17 protein-coding genes are annotated in these 21,951 nt (G+C 39.2%); 12 read left to right on the top strand and 5 right to left on the bottom strand.

The window, feature by feature from the left end; genetic code table 11:
- Positions 1–17: 17 nt before the first annotated feature.
- Together IAE19_RS05820 and IAE19_RS05815 are read right to left on the bottom strand one after the other, a co-directional pair.
- On the bottom strand, positions 18–1,388 hold the full coding sequence (locus tag IAE19_RS05820; protein ID WP_200459999.1) for an NAD-dependent succinate-semialdehyde dehydrogenase: 1,371 nt from the start codon (positions 1,386–1,388) through the stop codon (positions 18–20).
- Positions 1,389–1,731: 343 nt separating this feature from the next.
- Complete coding sequence (locus IAE19_RS05815) at positions 1,732–2,496, bottom strand: glutathione S-transferase family protein (protein ID WP_200459998.1); 765 nt, start codon at positions 2,494–2,496, stop codon at positions 1,732–1,734.
- A gap of 453 nt (positions 2,497–2,949) precedes the next feature.
- Between IAE19_RS05815 and IAE19_RS05810 the strand changes: the two genes are divergently transcribed.
- From IAE19_RS05810 to IAE19_RS05770, 9 genes are all read left to right on the top strand, one after another.
- Complete coding sequence (locus tag IAE19_RS05810; RefSeq protein WP_200459997.1) at positions 2,950–4,161, top strand: SfnB family sulfur acquisition oxidoreductase; 1,212 nt, start codon at positions 2,950–2,952, stop codon at positions 4,159–4,161.
- Positions 4,162–4,173: 12 nt separating this feature from the next.
- Complete coding sequence (locus IAE19_RS05805) at positions 4,174–5,424, top strand: SfnB family sulfur acquisition oxidoreductase (RefSeq protein ID WP_413784512.1); 1,251 nt, start codon at positions 4,174–4,176, stop codon at positions 5,422–5,424.
- Positions 5,424–6,836, top strand: a complete 1,413-nt coding sequence (locus tag IAE19_RS05800; RefSeq protein WP_200459996.1) for an LLM class flavin-dependent oxidoreductase — start codon at positions 5,424–5,426, stop codon at positions 6,834–6,836. Before IAE19_RS05805 ends, IAE19_RS05800 begins: the two co-directional genes overlap by 1 nt.
- 15 nt (positions 6,837–6,851) lie before the next feature.
- Positions 6,852–7,700 carry a MetQ/NlpA family ABC transporter substrate-binding protein gene (locus IAE19_RS05795; protein WP_200459995.1) on the top strand — a complete coding sequence of 283 codons (849 nt, stop codon included), beginning with the start codon at positions 6,852–6,854 and terminating at the stop codon, positions 7,698–7,700.
- A gap of 10 nt (positions 7,701–7,710) precedes the next feature.
- Positions 7,711–8,781: a methionine ABC transporter ATP-binding protein gene (locus IAE19_RS05790; protein WP_200459994.1), complete on the top strand. Its 1,071-nt coding sequence runs from the start codon at positions 7,711–7,713 to the stop codon at positions 8,779–8,781.
- Positions 8,762–9,421, top strand: a complete 660-nt coding sequence (locus tag IAE19_RS05785) for a methionine ABC transporter permease (protein WP_200459993.1) — start codon at positions 8,762–8,764, stop codon at positions 9,419–9,421. Before IAE19_RS05790 ends, IAE19_RS05785 begins: the two co-directional genes overlap by 20 nt.
- Before the next feature lie 98 nt (positions 9,422–9,519).
- Positions 9,520–10,611 (top strand): redox-regulated ATPase YchF, encoded by a 1,092-nt coding sequence (gene ychF, locus IAE19_RS05780; protein WP_200459992.1) that lies wholly within the window; start codon positions 9,520–9,522, stop codon positions 10,609–10,611.
- Between the two features lie 174 nt (positions 10,612–10,785).
- Positions 10,786–11,397: a superoxide dismutase gene (locus IAE19_RS05775; protein WP_200459991.1), complete on the top strand. Its 612-nt coding sequence runs from the start codon at positions 10,786–10,788 to the stop codon at positions 11,395–11,397.
- A gap of 379 nt (positions 11,398–11,776) precedes the next feature.
- Complete coding sequence (locus IAE19_RS05770) at positions 11,777–12,064, top strand: hypothetical protein (protein WP_200459990.1); 288 nt, start codon at positions 11,777–11,779, stop codon at positions 12,062–12,064.
- Positions 12,065–12,114: 50 nt separating this feature from the next.
- On the opposite strand, the gene IAE19_RS05765 is transcribed toward IAE19_RS05770, so the two are convergent.
- Positions 12,115–12,588 (bottom strand): hypothetical protein, encoded by a 474-nt coding sequence (locus tag IAE19_RS05765; RefSeq protein WP_200459989.1) that lies wholly within the window; start codon positions 12,586–12,588, stop codon positions 12,115–12,117.
- A 285-nt stretch (positions 12,589–12,873) separates the two neighbouring features.
- Here IAE19_RS05765 and purT point away from each other — a divergent pair, with 285 nt between their 5' ends.
- The 3 genes from purT to dapC are packed head-to-tail and all read left to right on the top strand — an operon-like array spanning position 12,874 to position 17,985.
- Complete coding sequence (gene purT / locus IAE19_RS05760) at positions 12,874–14,091, top strand: formate-dependent phosphoribosylglycinamide formyltransferase (protein WP_200459988.1); 1,218 nt, start codon at positions 12,874–12,876, stop codon at positions 14,089–14,091.
- Between the two features lie 21 nt (positions 14,092–14,112).
- A complete protein-coding gene (glnD, locus tag IAE19_RS05755) occupies positions 14,113–16,785 on the top strand; it encodes a [protein-PII] uridylyltransferase (RefSeq protein ID WP_200459987.1) in 2,673 nt (890 codons plus the stop codon).
- A 30-nt stretch (positions 16,786–16,815) separates the two neighbouring features.
- Entirely contained in the window at positions 16,816–17,985 is a 1,170-nt protein-coding gene (gene dapC, locus IAE19_RS05750) for a succinyldiaminopimelate transaminase (protein ID WP_200459986.1), read from the top strand.
- Between the two features lie 73 nt (positions 17,986–18,058).
- Here the strand turns inward: dapC and IAE19_RS05745 are convergent, their stop codons facing one another.
- Both IAE19_RS05745 and IAE19_RS05740 read right to left on the bottom strand, forming a co-directional pair.
- Positions 18,059–20,281 (bottom strand): TonB-dependent receptor, encoded by a 2,223-nt coding sequence (locus IAE19_RS05745; protein WP_200459985.1) that lies wholly within the window; start codon positions 20,279–20,281, stop codon positions 18,059–18,061.
- A gap of 151 nt (positions 20,282–20,432) precedes the next feature.
- Positions 20,433–21,737 (bottom strand): TonB-dependent siderophore receptor, encoded by a 1,305-nt coding sequence (locus IAE19_RS05740; RefSeq protein ID WP_200459984.1) that lies wholly within the window; start codon positions 21,735–21,737, stop codon positions 20,433–20,435.
- Between the last annotated feature and the right edge of the window lie 214 nt (positions 21,738–21,951).

Genomic DNA, 21,951 nt, shown 5'->3' with positions numbered 1-21,951 from the left:
CAGGCTTCTTTTTCATATTACGCAGGAATTACCACAAGTTTCTTTTGTACAAATTCATTAAAACCGAGTTCAGACAATTCATGTCCATAGCCTGAACGCTTGATTCCACCAAAAGGTAATTCTGGTGCAGTTTGGGTCAGGCTATTGATCCAGATCATGCCCGTTTCGACACGCGATGCTAATTTCTTGGCTCTTTCGATATCTTGAGAGTGAATAGCACCACCCAAACCATAGTGCGACTGGTTCGCAATTTTCACAATTTCATCATCATCTTTGGCCACATATAATTGCGCAACTGGACCAAAAAATTCCTCATACCATGCAGGATTACTTTCTTGAATATTCTCAAGAATGGTTGCTTCAAAAAAATTGCCAGCGCCTTGAATGGGCTTACCACCTAAAACCAGTGTTGCACCGGAGCTTACTGCTTGATCAACCTGCTTATGCAGTTTTTCTACAGCGGAAGCTGATGATAAAGGTCCCAAACTAGTAGATTCATCTAGAGGATCGCCTGTTTTCAGATTTTTAAATAATTCAACCATGCCATGCTTAAATTGTTCCGCAATTTTTTCATGCAAAATAAAGCGTTTAGCAGCAGTACATACTTGCCCTGCATTGTTGATACGTGCCTGACAGCCAATTTTAATTGCACGTTCCAAATCAGCATCATCAAGTACGATAAAAACGTCATTTCCTCCTAGCTCAAGAGTAGATTTTTTAACGTATTTACCTGCTTGCTCAGCCACGCTACTTCCCGCACCTTCTGAACCTGTTAGTGCAACACCTTGGACTCGCGGATCTTTAATAATCTCAGCAACTTGATCTGTTGAAATAAATAAATTTGTCCAAACGCCTGCGGGTGCACCAGATTCATGAATAATTTTTTCAAATGCCTCTGCGCATTGGGGCACAATACTGGCATGTTTAGCCAAAACTGGATTGCCAATGGCACAGTTTGGTGCAAATACTCTCATGAGCTGATAAAAAGGAAAATTCCAAGGTTCAACCGCCATAATGACGCCCAATGGATGATGTTCAACCCATGCTTCACCTATTGAGCTTGGATAGTTCTGGGGGCGTAAAAATTCGGCCGCATGTTTAGCATAATACTCTGCAATATTTGCACAAAGCTCAACCTCCCCAAGACTTTGCTTAATCAATTTCCCCATTTCTTTGGACATAAGCTGTGCCAGTTGTTCTTTTTGATCTCTCAAATTAGCTGCGACTTTATTTAATAATGCAAGGCGTTTTTCCAAATCCTTACGAGACCAATCTGATTTTAATAACTTTTCAGCATGATCCAAACTTTCATCAATTTTGGTTTGATCATGAAATGCATAGGTTTTAAGTATTTGACCGTTATAAGGATTAAGCGACTGGTAACTCATGGAAATCTCCAATAATTATGTTTATCAAAACTAAATTTCATTTTTCACAATACTCAGTCAAGACTAGAGAACTTGTATTTTGTTGAGAGACTCAGTTTTCAAATCACGATTCAAAATAAAGCATCATTTGACTACCCATCCACATTAAAGGTAGTTGAAAGCATTGAATAGACTTTGCAGCAAAACGCCTTCAAAGCCTCACTTATTGATACAAAAGCGCATTTAAGATAGTTTTTAAGTAAGTAAATTCTTTATTTTTGTATGTAGAAAATCAGCGAAAAGAAATAGCTTAAACCCTATTTAGCTTCTAAATAAGGTTTTCAGAACTTTCGATAAATTTAAATTATATTCCACGCCAATCAACGCGCGCATTGCGTTCAGTTTCGTAGATACGCTGTACATATTGCCCCAAAGGTAAGCTCAATAAATAATCTTTATACTGGCGTAACTCAGGTGAACTAACTTCATTATTTTCACGTTCCCAAGGCGTCCCAGAAAGTTCTAGAATAGGTGCAAGCATTGAACAAACCGCAATGTCGGCCAGACCCAAACGGTCTCCTACTAAATAGCGTCCAAAATTATCAATCAGGCGTTCATTCAATACCAGAACCAATTCATCCATACGCAGTTTGGATTGAGCAATTTTCTCATCCTTGAGTTCATAACTTTTCGTCACCAAGGTTTTAAGGATCGGTTTGGAGAATTTTTCGAATTGACGTAAATATCCTTGCTCACCCATCATAATTTCAAGCGGCTCATCGCCATGAGTTAATGCATGACCCAAACTCCAGCGACGAACATGCACACCAAGTTCATCTGCAATTTTATCGATTTCAATGGACAGCGCTCGTAAATGCGGGTCACGACGTAATAATGAATGTTCAGGATAATGATCATCCAAATACAGCGCAATTTGTGTAGATTCTGCGATCCATCTTTTATCATCTTTTAAAATGGGTAATTTATTTTGACCTGTTTTTAACTGGGCAAAAGCACGATGGAACCCAGGGATCAAGTTATGTGCAACATAATCCAATTCCTTATGATCAAGCAACCAGCGAGCTTTTTCACAATAATGAGATAAAGGAAACTGGTATAAAACCCGCATAAAAACTCCAATTTATTTTTTTAGTCGACCAAATGTAAAAAACAACCTCTTGTTTTGCTTACTTTAAAAGTAACTAATAATGAAAACAATGTACTTTTTGTGCCAAACATTCGTCTAAATCGTCTAAATCGTCTAATGTCTAATGTCTAATGTCTAATGTCTAATGTCTAATGTCTAATGTCTAATGATATTCTTCAATTCCAAGTCAAATGGGTTATATGTTTTTTTGCGGTATATATCTCTGGAACAAATAAATCCCGCATCTCTATGTTCATTTTTATCTAGCAAAAAATATATAATGCATTGATTATTATAATTTTCATTTTATCAATAAAATCAATTAATTTAGACTAAAAATGATTAAGCATTTTTTTTCATAAACTACGCGAAATACTTCGTTTAACCATTAGGTATAATTTTTCTAAGGTACTGCTATCTATAGTGGGTATCATTATGTCAGAGTTAAATTTTTATCCTTCCCGATCAGTTCAAGTTATTCAAAATGATCAACAAGCGATTAATGCTGCTTATCAAGTCGCCGATTTTGCTTTAGAAGGTCGAAATCAACGTGATCAAAAACGTATTTTACCATTTGAAGAAATTGAGCAATTTAGCCTAAAAGGTTTAGGAGGCATTCGCATTCCTAAACGTTACGGCGGTGCTTTTGTCTCGAATACAACACTGGCTCAGGTATTTCGTATTATTAATAAAGCTGATTCAAGTGTTGGGCAAATTCCACAAAATCAAATTAGCTTGCTTAATTTGATTGAGATCATGGGAACAGAATCACAAAAAGAATTTATTTTTAATGAAATTTTAGCGGGTAAACGCCTTGCCAATGGTGGGCCTGAGCGTACGACCAAAGATTCAAAAACATTAAATACCCGCTTAACTTTTCAGAATGCTCAATACTATTTAGACGGTGAAAAATTTTACTCTACAGGAAGTATTTTTGCGCATTGGCTCGCGATCAAAGCTATCCATCCAGAAGGCCACGTGGTGCTTGTTATTGTGAATCGACACAGTGATGGAGTTGAGGTCATTAATAACTGGAATGGTTTCGGGCAACGAACCACCGCAAGTGGCACAGTGAAATTGAATCAAGTTAAAGTTGATCCCAATTTAATTTTTGACGAGCGCATGTTAACTCAGGCACCAACTTATCGAGGTGCTTATTCACAGCTATTACAAGTAGCAATTGATGTAGGCATTGCCGAAGCTGCTTTTGCTGATCTCATTTCGGCTGTAAAAAAAGCACGTCCTATTATCGATGCACAAGTCGACAAAGCTAGTTTAGAACTTTATACGCTACAAGAAACAGGCAAGCTGGATATTCTTCTAAATGCTGCAATTTTACTGTTAGATGAAGCAGCGGAATATCTGGATGAACTGGACAAGCTCAATCAAGTCACAGAACAACAAGCAGCCAAAGCCTCGATTTTAGTAGCTGAAGCTAAGGTCTATGCCAATGATGCTGCTTTGCAAATCTCAGAGAAATTATTGGAACTTGGCGGCAGTCGAGCCAGTTTAAGTCAATTTAATCTCGATCAACACTGGCGTAATGCGCGAGTACATACCTTGCACGATCCCGTGCGCTGGAAAATACATGCCATTGGTAACTATTACCTTAATGGTATTTTTCCTGCTCGCCATGCATGGATCTAAGGAGATAATAAAATGACCTCTTATCAAGCCATTCATCAGGCAGAAAATGATCTTATCAATCATCCTAGCATGCAACATTATTCAACAATACGCGTGATTCAGGATGACGCTGAAGCTCTTGAAGTAGCACAAGCCCTTGCCCAACAATTTAAAGCTCAAAGTATCGAACGTGATGCTCAGCGCATCTTACCTTTTGATGAAATCGAAGCTTTTAGTCAATCTGGATTGTGGGCCATTACTGTACCTAAGCGCTATGGGGGTGCGGAAGTCTCAAGCCTTACTGTCGCCAAAATTATTGCACTTTTTAGCGGAGTAGATGGATCAATTGGGCAGATTCCACAAAACCATTTTTATGCACTGGAAGTGCTAAGAAATACGGGAACTGAACAACAACAAAAACGGTTATATCAGGAAGTGCTTAATGGAGCACGTTTTGGTAATGCTTTGGCAGAATTTAAACCGAAAAACGCAAGTTTAAAACAAACTGCTCTTATCCCCTTTGAAGAAAATGGCTACCTGATCAATGGCGAAAAATTTTACTGTACGGGTAGCTTATTCGCCCATCGTATTCCAACCTTAGTGGTGAATGCCGAAGGTCGGGAATATCTGGCTTTTGTTCAACGCAAAAGCGAAGGGCTAAGTTTAATCGATAACTGGACAGGTTTTGGTCAACGCGTTACGGGAAGTGGCAGTGTCAGATTTCATCAAGTTTATGTCGCTTCTGAGGACGTGATTCCATTTGATACTGCTTTTGCACAACCAACACTGGTTGGACCTTTTGCACAAATTATGCATGCTGCTATTGAGGTGGGGATTGCCCGCGCTGCTTTTGAAGAAACACTTAATCGAGTACATCAGGCTCGACCTTGGATTGATTCAAATGTTGAGACCGCGGCACAAGATCCTCTAACTATTTTTGAAATTGGTAGAATTGCCGCGGATGTTCGCGCTAGTGAAGTTTTACTTAAACAAGCTGCAAAATCCATTGATGCTGCAAAATTACACGCCACTGCTGAAACAATAGCCAAAGCTTCAATCGATGTGGCAAAAGTTCGTGCGCATAGTAGTGAGACCGCACTCAAAGCCTCATCCAAACTGATTGAACTTGCAGGAAGCCGTGGCAGTCAGGCTGAAGATGGCTTAGATCGTTATTGGCGCAATGCGCGAGTTCATACCTTACATGACGCTGCACGATGGAAATATTATTTTATTGGTCATTATGTATTAAATGGCATTCTTCCTCCACGCAGAGGGACATTGTAATGACAAAAACATCACAAAAAAAGATCTTAATCAATGCTTTTGACATGAATAGCGTAGGCCATATCAATCATGGACTCTGGACTCATCCACGCGATCAGTCTCACCGTTTTAATGAGTTAAGCTACTGGACTGATCTAGCTAAAACTTTAGAAACTGGCCTGTTTGATGGTTTATTTATTGCCGATATTACCGGTGTCTATGATGTCTATCAAAATAACATTGACCTAACATTACGCGAATCGATCCAGCTGCCAAGCCATGATCCGAGTACTTTGGTTTCTGCCATGGCTGCGGTTACTCAACATTTAGGTTTTGGCATTACTGTCAATTTAAGTTATGAAACACCCTATCAATTTGCAAGGCGTTTTGCTTCGTTGGATCATCTAACCCATGGTCGTATTGGCTGGAATATTGTCACTGGCTATTTGGATAGCGCAGAACGACTTATCGGTCATTCGGGGCTCAAAGATCATGATTTACGCTACGAACAAGCCGAAGAATTTTTACAGCTTTGCTATCAATATTGGGAAGGCTCATGGGAAGACGATGCATTAAAAAAAGATAAAATTCATCGTATTTTCACCGATCCTACCAAAGTCCATGAAATCCAGCATCAAGGACGTTTCTACCAAAGTCAGGGTGTATTTCAGGTTGCGCCGTCAATACAACGTACGCCTGTTTTATTTCAGGCAGGCGCATCGTCACGCGGCTTACAATTTGCAACTGCACATGCCGAATGTATTTTCATTGGAGGGGATCAACCCGAAAAAATTCGCCAACAAGTCATTAAAATTCGTGAGCAAGCGGTGCTACATGGTCGTCAGGCAAATGACATCAAAATTTTCCTTGGCATTACTGTGGTGACTGGAGAAACTGAACAAATTGCTCAGGAAAAACTCGCAGAGTATCGTCAGTATGCCAGCCCAGAAGCTGGACTCGCTCACTATGCCAGTTCAGTCGGTATTGATTTATCCAGATTTACGGATGATGAAGTGATTCCTTACCAAAAAAGTAACAGCATCGCGTCTGTAAATGAAAAATTCAAAACTCAGCAAATTACTAAAAATGATTTGAAAAATCAGCATGTATTGGGTGGTCGTTATCCTCTGATTGTAGGTAGTGGCAGTCATGTCGCTGAACAACTGATTCAGTTGCTTGATAAAACAGGCATTGATGGATTTAATTTAACCCGTACTGTAGCGCCAGAGTCGCATCAAGATTTTATCCGTTTAGTGATTCCTGAATTACAACAGCGCGAACGTTATAAAACTGAATATGCAGCAGGTTCCTTACGACGTAAATTACATCAACAAGGTGATCGTTTAGCGACCTCCCACCCCGCCAATGCCTTCCGATGTCATCCTTTAAAACAAGAAAAAATATCCGCCATTTCACAACAAATTACAGCTTAAATTTTGGAGTCTCAGATGAGTCAATCATCCTCAACATCTCGTTCATCGAACAAAAAACTGATTATATTCGGTGCAATTTTTGTCATTCTGATTATTGGTTTATTCATCTGGAATAAACAACGCCAAACTCAGAACGAAGAGTTAGTCATCGGCATCAGCCCCCCTTTTGCCCATCCATTACAGGCTGCGGCTAAAGAAGCAGAGAAACAAGGCATTCATGTCAAATTAGTCGAGTTTTCCGACTGGAACACACCCAATATCACTTTAAATAATGGTGATATTGATGCCAACTTTTTTCAGCATCAACCTTTTTTAAACAATGCGATTAAGGAAACTGGTTATAAACTCAAAGCCTTCGGCGTCGGGGCTGCTTCGCATGTCGGACTATACTCCAAAAAATATAAAAGTCTGGATGATTTACCACAAAATGCACGGGTGGTCATTCCAAACGATCCGGTCAATCAAGGACGCGCATTATTACTATTACAGCAAGCCAAATTGATTCAGCTCAAAGATACAAATAATTATTTATCTAAACTTAGTGATATTTCATCAAACCCAAAAAACTTACAGTTTATTGAAGTCGAAGGCCCACAAACAGCTCGTGCCATTGATGATGTTGATTTAGCTTTTGGCTATCCACATTATTTACGATTGGCAAAAACTGCTGATCCAGAAAGTGCTCTTGTTTTGGATGATACTTCAAATAAACGCTATGCCATTTTATTTGTAGTTCGTGATGATTATCAGGATAAAGGCGATAAATTGAAAAAGTTTGTAGAGATTTATCAAACTTCGCCTGCTGTTAAAGCTGCACTTAATGAAGATTTAGGATCAAAACTCTGGTTTCCAGGCTGGGTATAAGGATTTCAATATGGTCAGTTTCGGTTCCCCTGTTAATTTTGCATTACCTCATATTCAAATTCGATCATTGAATAAAATTTATCACAGTCAGGGCCAACAAGTTCATGCCTTAAAAGATATTCATCTGGATATCCCTGAAGGTAAAATTCTTGGAATCATTGGTAAAAGTGGCGCGGGTAAATCTTCTTTATTGCGTACACTGAATGGACTTGAACACCCTAGTTCAGGTTCAATCAAGATTCACCAAGAGGAATTAACCACACTGGATCATCCTCGTTTAATCAAACTGCGTCAGCGGATTGGCATGATTTTCCAACATTTTAATTTAATGTCAGCCAAAACTGTATGGGAAAATGTAGCACTCCCGCTAAAAATCTCAGGCTATGCTAAATCAGAGATCAAAAGTCGTGTTGATGAAGTTTTATCATTGGTGGGATTAAGTCATAAAGCTGGGCAATATCCATCACAACTTTCAGGGGGACAAAAACAGCGTGTAGGAATTGCTCGTGCGCTGGTACACCATCCAGAAATTTTACTCTGTGATGAAGCCACTTCAGCTTTAGACCCTGAAAGCACGTCAGTGATTCTTTCCTTACTTAAAAAAATTAATCGGGAATTAGGGATTACCATTGTTTTGATTACTCATGAAATGCAAGTGATTCGTGACATTTGTGATCAGGTGGTGGTAATTGAACACGGCGAAATTGTGGAGTCGGGACAAGTCTGGTCAGTTTTTTCCAATCCTGTGCAGCCGATTACACAAGAGTTATTAAATCTGGAGCAACTGGATTTGCCCTTTCAATATTTTTCACAACCCCAAATTGATTCGACCCAAATTATTATCAAATTGCAATATCAGAGTGAAGTCAAAAATGCCCCTGACCTGAATCAAATTTTAACCAGTTTTAATGCGCCGCTTTATTTATATCAGAGTCATATCGATACAATTCAGCAGCATTTAATCGGATCTTTGATCGTTGGAGTTTCACAACTCAATCTTAATCTGGAAAATTTAAAAATCCGGCTGTCTCCTTTTATTCAGCGTGTGGAGGTGATCGGTTATGCACGACCAACTCATTGATCTCTTACTCGCAGGAACATTAGACACCTTAATTATGGTTGGCGTTTCCGCCTTATTTGCATTTCTGATTGGCTTACCGCTCGCCGTAATTTTAGTAAGTACCTCAGAGAATGGCATTTATCCTTCACAAAAAATTAATCAGCCTATTGGCTGGATTATTAATATCACTCGCTCCATTCCTTTTTTAATTTTAATGGTCGCACTGATTCCGATTACCCGCTGGATCGTCGGTACCAGTTATGGGGTTTGGGCGGCTGTTGTGCCTTTAACTCTGGCAGCCATTCCCTTTTTTGCTCGTATCGCAGAAGTCAGTTTAAGGGAAGTGGATCAGGGGCTCATAGAAGCAGCACAAGCCATGGGCTGTAATCGTCAACAGATTATCTGGCATGTACTTTTACCAGAAGCCCTACCAGGGATCGTGGCAGGTTTTACCGTTACCATTGTAACCATGATTAACTCCTCTGCAATTGCTGGCGCTATTGGTGCAGGGGGATTGGGAGATATTGCATATCGATATGGTTATCAGCGTTTTGATTTAACCATTATGTTTGCAGTGATTTTAGTGCTTATTGTATTGGTCATGCTGATTCAAGCCACAGGAGATGCGCTTTCTCAACAATTAGATAAACGTAAAATTTAAGCTTGTAATAATTCACACTTCGCCATGACCTGACTTTGTCATGGCTTTCATGTAAAATCAGCCTCAATTTTTAGTTTACATATTTTGTGAGTCCTCTCATGGGTTTTAATTGCGGTATTGTGGGCCTGCCAAACGTTGGTAAATCAACACTTTTTAATGCATTAACCAAGGCTGCGATTGCCGCAGAAAACTTTCCGTTTTGTACCATTGAACCAAATACAGGTATTGTGCCTGTTCCAGATGCGCGTCTCGATAAACTCGCAGCAATTGTAAAACCACAACGTATCCTACCGACGACAATGGAGTTTGTGGATATTGCCGGTCTAGTTGCAGGCGCATCAAAAGGTGAAGGTCTGGGCAACCAATTTTTAGCAAATATTCGTGAAACTGATGCGATTGCTCATGTAGTACGTTGTTTTGAAGACGAAAACGTCATTCACGTAAATGGTAAAATTGATCCACTCGATGATATTGCTACGATTAATACAGAACTCGCATTGGCAGATCTTGAAACTGTAGCAAAAGCATTATTACGTCTTACTAAATCTGCAAAAGGGGGCGATAAAGAAGCCATCGCGACTAAAGCAGTTTTAGAGAAAATTCAACCTTTGCTAGATGAAGGTAAACCCGCTCGTGCAGCTGATTTGAATGATGATGAGCGTAAACTTATTCGTGGTTTTGGTTTAATGACTTTAAAACCGACCATGTATATTGCCAACGTTGCCGAAGATGGCTTTGAAAATAATCCACACCTCGATGCTGTTAAAAAACTAGCGGCAGAAGAAAATGCGATTGTGGTTCCTTTATGCAACCAAATTGAAGCAGAAATTTCACTGCTTGAAGATGAAGATCGTGCCGAATTTTTAGAAGCAATGGGCATGCAGGAACCGGGATTAAATGTCGTCATTCGTGCAGGTTATGCTCTATTAGGTTTACAGACTTACTTTACTGCGGGTGTGCAGGAAGTTCGCGCATGGACAGTCAAAGTTGGCGCGACAGCACCACAGGCAGCTGGCGTGATCCACACTGACTTTGAAAAAGGCTTTATCCGTGCTGAATGTATCGCTTATGATGACTTCGTACAATATAACGGTGAGGCGGGTGCCAAAGAAGCTGGTAAATGGCGTCTGGAAGGTAAAACCTATATCGTACAAGATGGCGATGTATTGCACTTCCGTTTTAACGTGTAATCAACTTATTTAATCAAAACTATAAAACCAGCACTTGCTGGTTTTTTTATTGCCGGCATAAATTTATAAACAATAAATACAACGATAATAATTATCATTATATTTACATAAAACTCAACATCCCCTAAACTAAACCTGATTGAAACACTTTGATTTTAAAAAAGGATAATTCTCATGGCGTACACCCTACCTGCTTTGCCTTACGCATACGATGCACTTGAACCCAATATTGATGCAAAAACAATGGAAATTCACCACACCAAGCATCATCAAACTTATATTAATAATATCAATGCCGCCATTGAAGGTACTGAGTGGGAAAAATTGCCTGTGGAGGAGCTTGTAGCTAAAGTTAATGAGGTGCCTGCCGATATTAAAAATGTCGTCATTAATAACGGTGGCGGGCATGCCAACCATTCTCTTTTCTGGACAGTGATGAGTCCTCAAGGTGGCGGAAATCCAACAGGAGCTGTTGGAGATGCCATTGATAAAGAATTGGGCGGCTTTGATGCATTTAAAGAAGCCTTTACCAAAGCAGCCATTAGTCGCTTCGGTAGTGGTTGGGCATGGTTAAGTGTCACTCCAGAGAAAAAACTAGTTGTTGAAAGTAGCGGAAATCAGGATTCGCCTCTTATGAATGGTAATACTCCAATTTTAGGTTTGGATGTCTGGGAACATGCCTATTATTTGAAATATCAAAACCGTCGTCCTGAATATATTGCTGCATTTTATAATGTAGTGGACTGGAATGAAGTCAATCGCCGTTATCAAACAGCGATCCAATAAGAGGTTCAGCTATTTTGTACACAGGTTCTTATGACATGTCCTTTCCTGCATTATTGCGTTATATGATTGGTATTTTAATTTTGTGTGGAGGTTTAATGGTGTTTTTTCGCCATTTTTTTCAAATCTAAACCTTACATTATTGTATATTTGTCAAAGTAGCGGCCCGGGCTCTATTGTTTTATTTACAATAGGGCTTGTTTTTGCTGACTTATTCCTTTGTCGATTAAACGTACAAAACTTAAATCTGAATTAAAAATAAAATTATCACTATAAATTCTAATATTTTTAAGCAAATACAACACAAAACTGTTCTTTTTGATCAGGATGCGATCTTCTATTTTTCAATAAGGTACTAATGCCTTATATTCATCAGAACACTATGAAAAAGATTTCTGTAATTCTTCTTAGTAGCACCTTAGCATTACTTAGTGCAACCGCCTTTGCCTGCCCAAAAGGAACATCATTACAAGGTGGAACAGGCCCCAATCATAAAGGTGGAAAATGTGTGGCGATATCCGGTACAAAAGTAAAACCAGCAAAAGCTGAAGCTTCAAAAACCACGAAAACTGTAAAAACGACAGAAGTAAAAACCACCAAACCTGAAAAAGCGAAAACACCAGCAACCACCACGACAACTTCAACCACGATGAGTCACCAACAGCATTAATTCTATTTGCATTAAAAAAGCGAGAATCGTTTGAATCTCGCTTTTTTAATTTAGCGTTTTGGATCAGTATTACCCAAAACTGGATTATCAATCGCATCCTTACATTGCGATTTATCACGCTCATAGTCAGCCTGTTTTTGAGTTACCGTTTTACTATTATCTTTGGTTTCTCTGGCCCATGTATCCAGAGAAGTTAATGCTTTACGGCATAAGGCATATTTACCTTCGGTGACTGAATCTGTCATTTTGACATTAATACGCCAGTCTGTACTTAATTGACGCAATGGCTTTCTTACTTGCTCATCAATTTGATCAATCTGTTTGGTATATACAACAGGATCAATTTCATTGATTAACCCCCACGCTTTATGCGCATAAGTCGTTGCATCATTGGTTAAAGTAGGCGCCGCTTTAATTTCAACCTTATCTGCCTTGTTAGGGTCATTTTGATTACAGCCAGAAATCAGAGCTACAACTAAAAGTATGGGAGTAAAAAACAAAAATTTTGGTGTTGAAGTGATCATCAACGATTACCTGTCTCAACATTTCGGCACTATGCTAGTGAATTCCGGAGCAATACTCAATATTTACAGATTTGTTTTTTGAAAACCACAAAATAACGTTGCTGAATTTACGGTGAAATGTAGATAAATTACTACACAGATCTAAAACAAGCATTTCATTTTATTTAAAATTCTTAAGTTTTTAGATTTGATATTTTTTGTCGAACAAAACTATATATTTTTATGTGAAACAAGGCTTAATTCATGTTCTAGTTCTGCTATGCTTAATACCCAACTTTTGCACGGATGATTCGCATGAGCGTGACTATTGGTACTCCCCTTCAATCTTCTGCCTTTAAGGTGTTGCTGTTAGGTTCAGGAGAACTCGGTAAAGAAGTCGTCATTTCTTTACAGCGTTTAGGAGTTGAGGTCCATGCCGCTGATCGTTATGATCATGCTCCAGCGATGCAAGTTGCGCATTTTTCTTATACCCTCAATATGGCTGATGCTGATGAATTACATCAGCTTATTGAAAAAATAAAACCGAATTTAATCGTGCCAGAAATTGAAGCAATTGCGACTGAGGTTCTGGTTGAAATTGAAAATAGTGCGGATGCTACTGTTATTCCTTCAGCCAAGGCAGTCAACCTGACGATGAATCGTGAAGGGATTCGCCGTTTAGCCGCCGAAGAATTAGGATTACCAACTTCAGCTTATCGCTTTGCAGATTCATTGGAAAGCTTCCGTGCCGCTTGTGACGATATTGGCTATCCGAACTTTGTTAAACCTGTTATGTCTTCATCGGGCAAAGGTCAATCTCGTGTTAAAAGTTTTGAAGAAGTGGATGCTGCATGGGAATATGCGCAAACTGGCGGCCGAGTAAATCAAGGCAAAGTCATTGTTGAATCGCAAATTGATTTTGACTTTGAAATTACGCTCTTGACTGTTCGGGCAAAACATCCAGAAACAGGTGAAATCGAAACTCAATATTGTGATCCAATTGGGCACCGTCAAGATTCGGGAGACTATGTCGAAAGCTGGCAACCTCAGCCAATGACCGAAGCCGCACTAATCGAATCCAAAAGAATTGCTCATAAAGTCACAACCGCGCTTGGCGGTTGCGGTATTTTCGGGGTAGAACTCTTTGTTAAAGGCGACAAAGTCTGGTTTAGCGAAGTATCTCCTCGTCCACACGATACAGGTCTAGTAACTTTGGCTTCCCAGTTTCAAAGCGAATTTGAGTTACATGCACGAGCTATTCTAGGACTACCAGTGAATACGCTGCGTCATAGCGTAGCAGCCAGTGCGGTAATTTATGCAGGTGTGGATGCCAATAATTTAAGCTACAGCAATCTAAACCTAGCTTTAGCACACCCAGATACCGATTTGCGTCTATTTGGAAAACCAGAAGGCTTCAAACGTCGTCGTATGGGAGTTGCTACTGCACGGGCGGAAGATACAGATCAAGCACGTGAGCTTGCTGCTCAAGCTGCCTCACTCGTTCAAGTTCAAACCCATTCATAAGTTTAAGGTAGGTCTATTTTTATGATCAATACTTCTCCGCTGCTGAGTTATGTCACCAGTCACCATGACATTCAGGCAATTAATCAATGGCGTAATGACGTTGAACAGCAGCTACAGGAGTTTTATGAAAATGGCCAACCCATACGAAATATTGTTTTAGCACGATCCAACTTTATTGATGAAGCTCTGATATTTCTCTGGAATCATGCAGGATTGAATCAAACAGATTTAGGACTATTTGCTGTCGGTGGTTATGGCCGCCGAGAGATGCTGCCCTATTCAGATGTAGATATCATGATTTTATCCGAACATCACATCACGCCTGAACAGGAAAAACAGATTTCGACTTTCGTTTCTTCGCTTTGGGATGTTGGAAACTTTAAACCGGGTATCAGTGTACGCACTATTCGTAACTGTTTTGAAGAAGCCACCAATGATTTAACGGTTGCAACGACGTTAATTGAAGCGCGCCTTATCACAGGAAATCCACATCTGGCCAAATGGCCGCGCCGCATCGTATCTCAAACATGGACTGATAAAACTTTTTTTGATGCAAAAATGGAAGAGCAGGAAAAACGCCATGCTCAACATAACAATACAGAAAGCAATCTTGAACCTGATATAAAAAATGCACCTGGTGGCATTCGGGATATGAATCAAATCGGTTGGATTGCGAAGCGACATTTCCGTGTCAATCGTATTTACGATCTGGTTCACCTTGGTTTTATTTCGGAGTTTGAATTAAGCGTACTTGAGGAAGCCGAAAGCTTTTTGTGGGAAATTCGCCATCACTTACATCGTTTGACCAAGCGTGATGAGAATCGACTTCTATTTGACTATCAACGTGATATTGCATCCAAATTTGGTTATGTACAAGAAGAAGGTAAATCAGCTAATTACGCGATAGAACAGTTTATGAAACGTTACTATCGTACTGCGCAGCAGGTCTCTACCTTAAATGAAATGCTACTTGCGTATTTTAATGAATCGGTTATTACACCACGCTTGCCGAACTATGAGCGTAAAATTGAAGAAATTAATGAAAATTTCAAATTAGTTGATGGCAAACTTGCTGTTCAACACCATAAAATATTTGCTGAACATCCAAGTGCCATTTTAGAGCTTTTCTATTTATTGGCTAATCGACCTGAAATCGAGGGGATTCGTGCTAGAACCCTGCGTTTGTTGATTATGGCTGCAAAGCGAATTGATCAAGAATTTCGCAATAATCCCGTGCATCAAGCTTTATTTATGGCGATTATTCGCTCCCCGCATCGTCTATATGACACGCTGGTAGATATGAAGCGCTATGGAATTCTGGGTAATTATATTCCTGCATTTGGTCAAATTATGGGACTGATGCAATATGATCTATTCCATATTTATACGGTGGATGCGCATACTTTATTGCTTATTCGTAATCTAAACCGCTTTAAAGAACCCGAATTTGCCCAGCACTTTCCAGTTGTCAGTTCAGTCTTCCAACGTTTGGCACGTCGCGATATTGTTTATCTTGCTGCGATCTTTCATGATATTGCCAAAGGTCGTGGGGGTGACCATAGTGAGTTGGGTGCAGAAGATGCCATTGAATTTTGCCGTAAACATGGTTTTACCGAACGTGAGTGCAAACTGGTCGCGTGGCTCATTCAAAACCATCTACTCATGTCCCTCACAGCACAGAAAAAAGATATTTCTGACCCCGATGTCATTAAAGAATTTGCTGAAAAACTTGGGGATATGGAACATCTAGATTATCTGTACAGTTTGACAGTTGCAGATATCAATGCAACCAATCCAAAACTCTGGAATACATGGCGTGCTTCATTAATGCGTCAGCTTTATACCTATTCCAGAGATGTCATTCGTTCAGGTTTGGGACGTCCTGTCGATTATCAGATGTTGATTGAAGATACTAAATTTACTGCCAGTGAAAAATTAGTCAATGAATTTTCACTAGATGCTGTCGAGAAAGTCTGGCAAGAACTTGGCGATGAATACTTCCTTAAAGAATCAGCAGATGAGATTGCTTGGCATACCCGTGCAATTTTACAGCATGGTGACAATCCCGCGCCCTTGGTTTTATTTCGTGCGCATCGTCAGTCAACACAGGCACAAGATGCCATTCAAATCTTTATCTATACGCAGGATAAACCCAATTTATTTGCAACTACTGTGGCAATCTTGGACCGCATGAATCTCGATGTACAAGATGCACGAATTATTACAGCGACGAAAGCATTTAGTCTGGATACTTATGTAGTACTAGACCGATTTGGAACATTACTGACTGATCCTGAACGCCAAGCCACAGTGAAAGAAGCTTTAGTAAAAGCACTTAGTCAATCGGATAAATACCCAGGACTCATGCAACGCCGCATTCCACGCCAACTCCGTCATTTTGATGTAGAAAATACGGTTGATATCACGCTTAACCCCGCTCTTCAGCAAAATATGGTTGAAATATCAACACTGGATCAGCCGGGTTTACTGGCTCGAGTCGGTGGATTATTTATGATGCAAGGTCTGGATATTCATTCAGCTAAAATTGCAACATTGGGTGAACGTGCAGAAGATATTTTCTTTGTGACAAAAAAAGACGGTCATCCCATGAATATTGAAGAAGCCAAACTCTTTGCTGTACAGTTAAAATCAGCACTAGACGAAGCATCCAATCAAGTGGTTAGTCAACACTAACTCAGTTTTTTACGAATCGGTAACTGTTTAATGAACTCCAGTTTGTCTTTATTACATCCTTATCCATTTGAAAAGTTAAATGCACTTTTTAAAGAAATTACTCCAGCAGATTTACCGCTGATTCCACTTTCTATAGGGGAACCAAAGCACCCTGCTCCTGAGTTTGTAAAACAGGCAATTATTGATAACTTTCAGCATTTATCTACTTATCCAAATAGTAAAGGCCTAGCAGAATTACGCCAAAGCATTGCCAATTGGCTAACTCAGCGTTTTAAATTAAATAGCATTAATGCTGAGGATCAGATTCTACCTGTAACAGGTACGCGTGAAGGGATTTTCTCTTTTGTTCAAGCTCTAATTAATCGCGACGATACGCCATATGTGGTGATGCCTAATCCTTTTTATCAGATCTATGAAGGGGCTGCATTACTTGCAGGCGCAAAACCTTATTTTATCAACTGTACCCCCGAAAACGATTATCTCGGTGACTTTGATGCGGTTCCAGCCGAAGTCTGGGAAAAAACAGCATTATTATTTGTGTGTACACCAGGTAATCCTACGGGTGCGGTACTGTCCAAAGAACAATTTAAAAAACTGATTCAACTGTCTGATCAATATAATTTCGTGATTGCATCTGACGAATGCTATTCCGAACTGTGGTTCGATGAAGCTCCTGTAGGGTTATTAGAAGTGTGTGCCGAAATGGGACGCAATGACTACAAAAATTGCATCGTTTTTCATTCTCTGTCTAAACGTTCAAACTTGCCAGGTATGCGTTCAGGTTTTGTAGCAGGTGATGCTGAATTATTAAAACCTTATTTAAAGTTTCGTACTTATCATGGCGCTGCCATGCCTGTTCAACATCAATTGGCTTCCATTGCGGCATGGAATGACGAATCCCATGTTGAAGAAAATCGACAGCAATATCGTGCCAAATTTAACTTATTTCAGTCTGAACTTGGTTCTTTATTACCTCTTAAAAAGCCTGATGCTGGATTTTATTATTGGTTACAAGTCGATAATGATGAAAATTTTGCAAAAATGTTAATGGAAAAAGCACATATTAAGGTGCTACCAGGACGATACCTATCTCGTGAAACTGAACAAGGTAATCCTGGACAAAACCATGTGCGAATGGCGTTGGTTGCAGATTTGGCCCAATGTGAACAAGTTGTACAACGTTTAAAGCAAATTCTTTAATTTTTTAAGTTTAAGAAATAAACAAAGCCTCCAGATGGAGGCTTTGTTTATTTCTTACTAAGTCAATAATGAATTAAAAATCAAAACTGGCACTTAACATAAAGGTACGTGGTTGACCTGCAACCAAATAACCATTATTGGTATTACCTGTACTATTGATATTGTCATAAAGACCGACTGCACCCCAATAGTCCTTATCAAATACATTATTCACCGAAAAGTTGAATGTTGTTGGAGTTTGTCCGATTTGGGTTTTATAGGTTGCACCCAAATCAAGAGTGGTCCAATCATTAACTTTTAAGTTGTTATCCAGACTTGCATAAGTTGAACCCGTATAAATCAATTGCGCATTTAGGGAAATATCCTGTGCAATAGGTAATTTCCAGTCAGCACCTAAATTAGCCTGAAATTTTGGAACACCTACCTCATAATTACCATCATATACAGCAGATCCAGTATCATTTTGTTTAGCATGCATCCATGTTGCGCCACCCAATACAGTGATGTCATCCGTTAATTTACCGTATGTGTTTAGCTCGATACCACGATGTACGTATTCACCACCATCCCCAAACACAGAATTTTGGATAATCGCACGTTGTTTATTGATATCAAATAAACTTAATGTTGCTCCAATAGTTCCATTTTCGTACTTAGCGCCTATTTCTTTTTGCTTAGCAACAAAAGGCTTTAAAGTCGTAGTGACATTATTCGTTGTATTACTTAAACCTTTAGCCAAAGATTCAATATAGTTACCATAAACTGAAATTTCTGGCGTAATTTTATAAGTTAAGCCTAACGCGGGAGTAAATTTACTTTCATCATATGATGGATCTTTACCTTTATTATCGTATTGATAGGTATCCTGAATAATGGTCTGATAACGACCACCCAGCATAACTATTAATTTATCATCAAAGGCTTTTAAGTTATCTCCAATCGCAATACTTCTAAGTCTGGTTCGAGTAGTAAGCTTTGGTGAATCCATGTTATTACCATGGAACAACGGAGTTAATGCTTCTGGCTGATTATATTGAACGGGATCATAAATATTTGTAGTCAACTGATTACCCCAATCCATAAAATATGCATTACGGGTATTTTGTTGAAAAGCAGAGGCGGAAAGCACTAGATTATGTTGAACGGAACCCGTATCAAATTTACCACGAATACCCACTTCACCCGTATTAACCATATCTACACGAGCATTATCGAAACGATAGAAGGTACTAGCACCCGTTGTAGCATTGGTTAAAGTCACATTGCCCAAACTATTTTGCTCTTCTCCATGACGGAAACCGTAAGCAGCATAAGCGGTAATGGCATCATTTAAATCATATTCAGCACGATAGCTACCAAAATAATCTTCTTCGTTTGAATACGACCATTTTTGTGCATAATTACTAGAACCGTCTACAGGGGTTGGAATTGAAGTTATCGCCGCCCCTAAAGTCACACTCGGACGTGTTGCTGTCAACCGGTTGTTGCTATATCCCATATCACCTGACAAACGCAACCGATCCCCTCGATAATCCAAGGCAATTGAAGCCAGACCTAGAGATTTTTCTTCATCATCAACAGCAGTATCACCACCGTGATAAGCGGTATTAACTCGTACCCCAAATTGTTGATCCTCTCCAAAACGGCGCGAAATATCATTTGAAATATAGCCGCCATTAAAATCCGTACCAACGGTCACACGGTTGAGAGGTTCATTACCTGCACGTTTCGGCAGAAGGTTAATTGCACCTCCAATACCCCCGCTACTTGGCATCGCACCATTTAAAAATGAAGAAGCACCTTTAAGCACTTCTACACGTTCAAAGAGCTCCGTTGGAATATATTGACGCGGTAAAATAGAATACAATCCATTATAAGCCGTATCATCTGAACCTAAATTGAATCCACGGATATAATAATTTTCCTGAAAATTACCATAGCCTCGCCCAACTCGTACACTTGGATCAGCCTTTAAAACATCCCCAACACTTTTCGCCTGACGCTCTTGAATATATTGATTGGTATAACTGGTCAAATTAAATGGCGTATCCAGATTTTTCTGATTACCAAAAATACCAACACGACCACCACTTGCTACCTGTCCGCCTGCGTAAGCCTCCATAAGTCCTGTTGCAGAAGCATCCGCACTAGCAACAACGCGAATGGTTTGCAAAGCAGTGACAGGCCCACCTGTAGTATTATTTATATCGTTTGGAGAGGTTTGATCGTCTGCATGTGAGATTACATAGCCTGATGCGCAAGCCATCATAAGTACAAGCGGTTTTATCTTGACCATCACAATTCCATGATTACAGTTTATAAAATTGTCATGATACTAAATGAGAATAGAAACTATTTAAATAGTTTTTAAGAATATAACGTATTTTTATGAATATAACTTCACAATCAGCTTATGAAGCTATATCCATTTAAGGGCATAAAAGAGATTACCACTTATAAGTTACACGCATATCCACTGAACGCTCTGCGCCATAGTAACAATAGAAATCACAAGCACTGACATATTTTTTATTTTCGAGATTTGTTGCATTGACCTGTACGTCTAATTGTTCGTTTAATGGATAGCTTGCCATTAAATCAACCAATGTATAGGAATCAACTTTATAACCTGGATAAGTCTTTTCATCGTTACTACTGCCAACGTAACGAACACCTGCTCCTAGGCGCAATCCATTAAAGAAGTAATCATTAATAAATCTATAATTTAATTTTCCTGAAATTTGATCGTTAGGAATCGCAGGTGTACGAATCGTTTGTACTGCTGAAACCTCTTGATCAGAATTATTATGTGTATATGCAAACTGCGCCGCCAGATTATCCGTAAGATTTAAGTTTGCCTGCAACTCAATTCCTTTATTCGTTCTTTTTCCAGCCTGTACCTGAATATTTGAACGATCAGCAATCAAAGCATTCTTTTCAGTCAGATCAAAATATGCGAGTGTAATATCGCCTCTCAACCCCTCAGGGACATACTTAATGCCCACCTCATATTGTTTGCCTTCATAGGGTTTATAGGCATTATTGTAGCCATCAATCCCTGTCACAGGTCTAAAAGAAGTCGAGTAACTTAAATAAGGTGAAAGACCATAAGGGGCGTGATACATCAAACCTGCCGTATATGTTGTTTTATCTACATCATAATCGGGTGCTGTAGAACCACTTTGAGTCGCACTTCCTTTTGCCTTATCCTGACGAATCCCTAAGTTAAGATCAACAAGTTCTGCATAGCTGAATTGATTCGATAGATAAAAACCTAATTGTTCAGTTTCAATATGATAAGGTAATGCCGTAACTGCAATATTTGGGTTATGTACAGGATTAAAAAGATCCATTGGTGGTGCATAGCCAAAGCCATTATTTACGCCATCCGTTTCATTCTTATAATAATCCACACCTAGCATGACTTTGTTTTGAACATCACCAAAAGTAAAGTTTTTAATTAAGCGGTTATCAATACTATTTGTTTTAGATACACCATCGGTGAAACTATAACCACGATAAGCTGAACGATCATTATCAGAACTCCATGCAAATGTGCTTAAGAGATCATTATCCATTCTGGCCCAACGATAGTTCTGCATAAATATCAGGCCATTTTCAAATTCATGTGAAAACTCGTAGCCAGCAGAATATTCATCTACTTTCAAATGATCGAGTGAAGGTTCGCCAAAATTCGTATGCTTACCTATTTTGCCATAAGGCGTATCAATCAACGAACCGTACCCTGGCATAAAACCTTAGTATCCTGTTCGGAGGTCTCTGTTTTTTCGACACTATCCTCTGCATATAAAACACTAGCCCCAAAACATGACATTGATGCCATCATCAAAACTAACGGTTTTAATTTAATCATTTCTATTCCTTTTTTTTGATTAATATTTACGAATAGTTCCTGAGAACAAAAATGATTTAAACAATTTTATATAGACAAACTCTTAAAATAAA

Origin of the sequence: Acinetobacter sp. S40 (assembly GCF_016624705.1) — a bacterium.
Lineage (GTDB): Bacteria > Pseudomonadota > Gammaproteobacteria > Pseudomonadales > Moraxellaceae > Acinetobacter.
This window is presented reverse-complemented; position numbering and strand designations above follow the sequence as displayed.

Excerpts from the sequence above, each read along its gene's own strand:
- IAE19_RS05820 (WP_200459999.1), bottom strand. The coding sequence starts at position 1,388 with ATGAGTTACCAGTCGCTTAATCCTTATAACGGTCAAATACTTAAAACC.
- IAE19_RS05815 (WP_200459998.1), bottom strand. The coding sequence starts at position 2,496 with ATGCGGGTTTTATACCAGTTTCCTTTATCTCATTATTGTGAAAAAGCT.
- IAE19_RS05810 (WP_200459997.1), top strand. The coding sequence starts at position 2,950 with ATGTCAGAGTTAAATTTTTATCCTTCCCGATCAGTTCAAGTTATTCAA.
- IAE19_RS05805 (WP_413784512.1), top strand. The coding sequence starts at position 4,174 with ATGACCTCTTATCAAGCCATTCATCAGGCAGAAAATGATCTTATCAAT.
- IAE19_RS05800 (WP_200459996.1), top strand. The coding sequence starts at position 5,424 with ATGACAAAAACATCACAAAAAAAGATCTTAATCAATGCTTTTGACATG.
- IAE19_RS05795 (WP_200459995.1), top strand. The coding sequence starts at position 6,852 with ATGAGTCAATCATCCTCAACATCTCGTTCATCGAACAAAAAACTGATT.
- IAE19_RS05790 (WP_200459994.1), top strand. The coding sequence starts at position 7,711 with ATGGTCAGTTTCGGTTCCCCTGTTAATTTTGCATTACCTCATATTCAA.
- IAE19_RS05785 (WP_200459993.1), top strand. The coding sequence starts at position 8,762 with ATGCACGACCAACTCATTGATCTCTTACTCGCAGGAACATTAGACACC.
- ychF (WP_200459992.1), top strand. The coding sequence starts at position 9,520 with ATGGGTTTTAATTGCGGTATTGTGGGCCTGCCAAACGTTGGTAAATCA.
- IAE19_RS05775 (WP_200459991.1), top strand. The coding sequence starts at position 10,786 with ATGGCGTACACCCTACCTGCTTTGCCTTACGCATACGATGCACTTGAA.
- IAE19_RS05770 (WP_200459990.1), top strand. The coding sequence starts at position 11,777 with ATGAAAAAGATTTCTGTAATTCTTCTTAGTAGCACCTTAGCATTACTT.
- IAE19_RS05765 (WP_200459989.1), bottom strand. The coding sequence starts at position 12,588 with ATGATCACTTCAACACCAAAATTTTTGTTTTTTACTCCCATACTTTTA.
- purT (WP_200459988.1), top strand. The coding sequence starts at position 12,874 with ATGATTCGCATGAGCGTGACTATTGGTACTCCCCTTCAATCTTCTGCC.
- glnD (WP_200459987.1), top strand. The coding sequence starts at position 14,113 with ATGATCAATACTTCTCCGCTGCTGAGTTATGTCACCAGTCACCATGAC.
- dapC (WP_200459986.1), top strand. The coding sequence starts at position 16,816 with ATGAACTCCAGTTTGTCTTTATTACATCCTTATCCATTTGAAAAGTTA.
- IAE19_RS05745 (WP_200459985.1), bottom strand. The coding sequence starts at position 20,281 with ATGGTCAAGATAAAACCGCTTGTACTTATGATGGCTTGCGCATCAGGC.
- IAE19_RS05740 (WP_200459984.1), bottom strand. The coding sequence starts at position 21,737 with ATGCCAGGGTACGGTTCGTTGATTGATACGCCTTATGGCAAAATAGGT.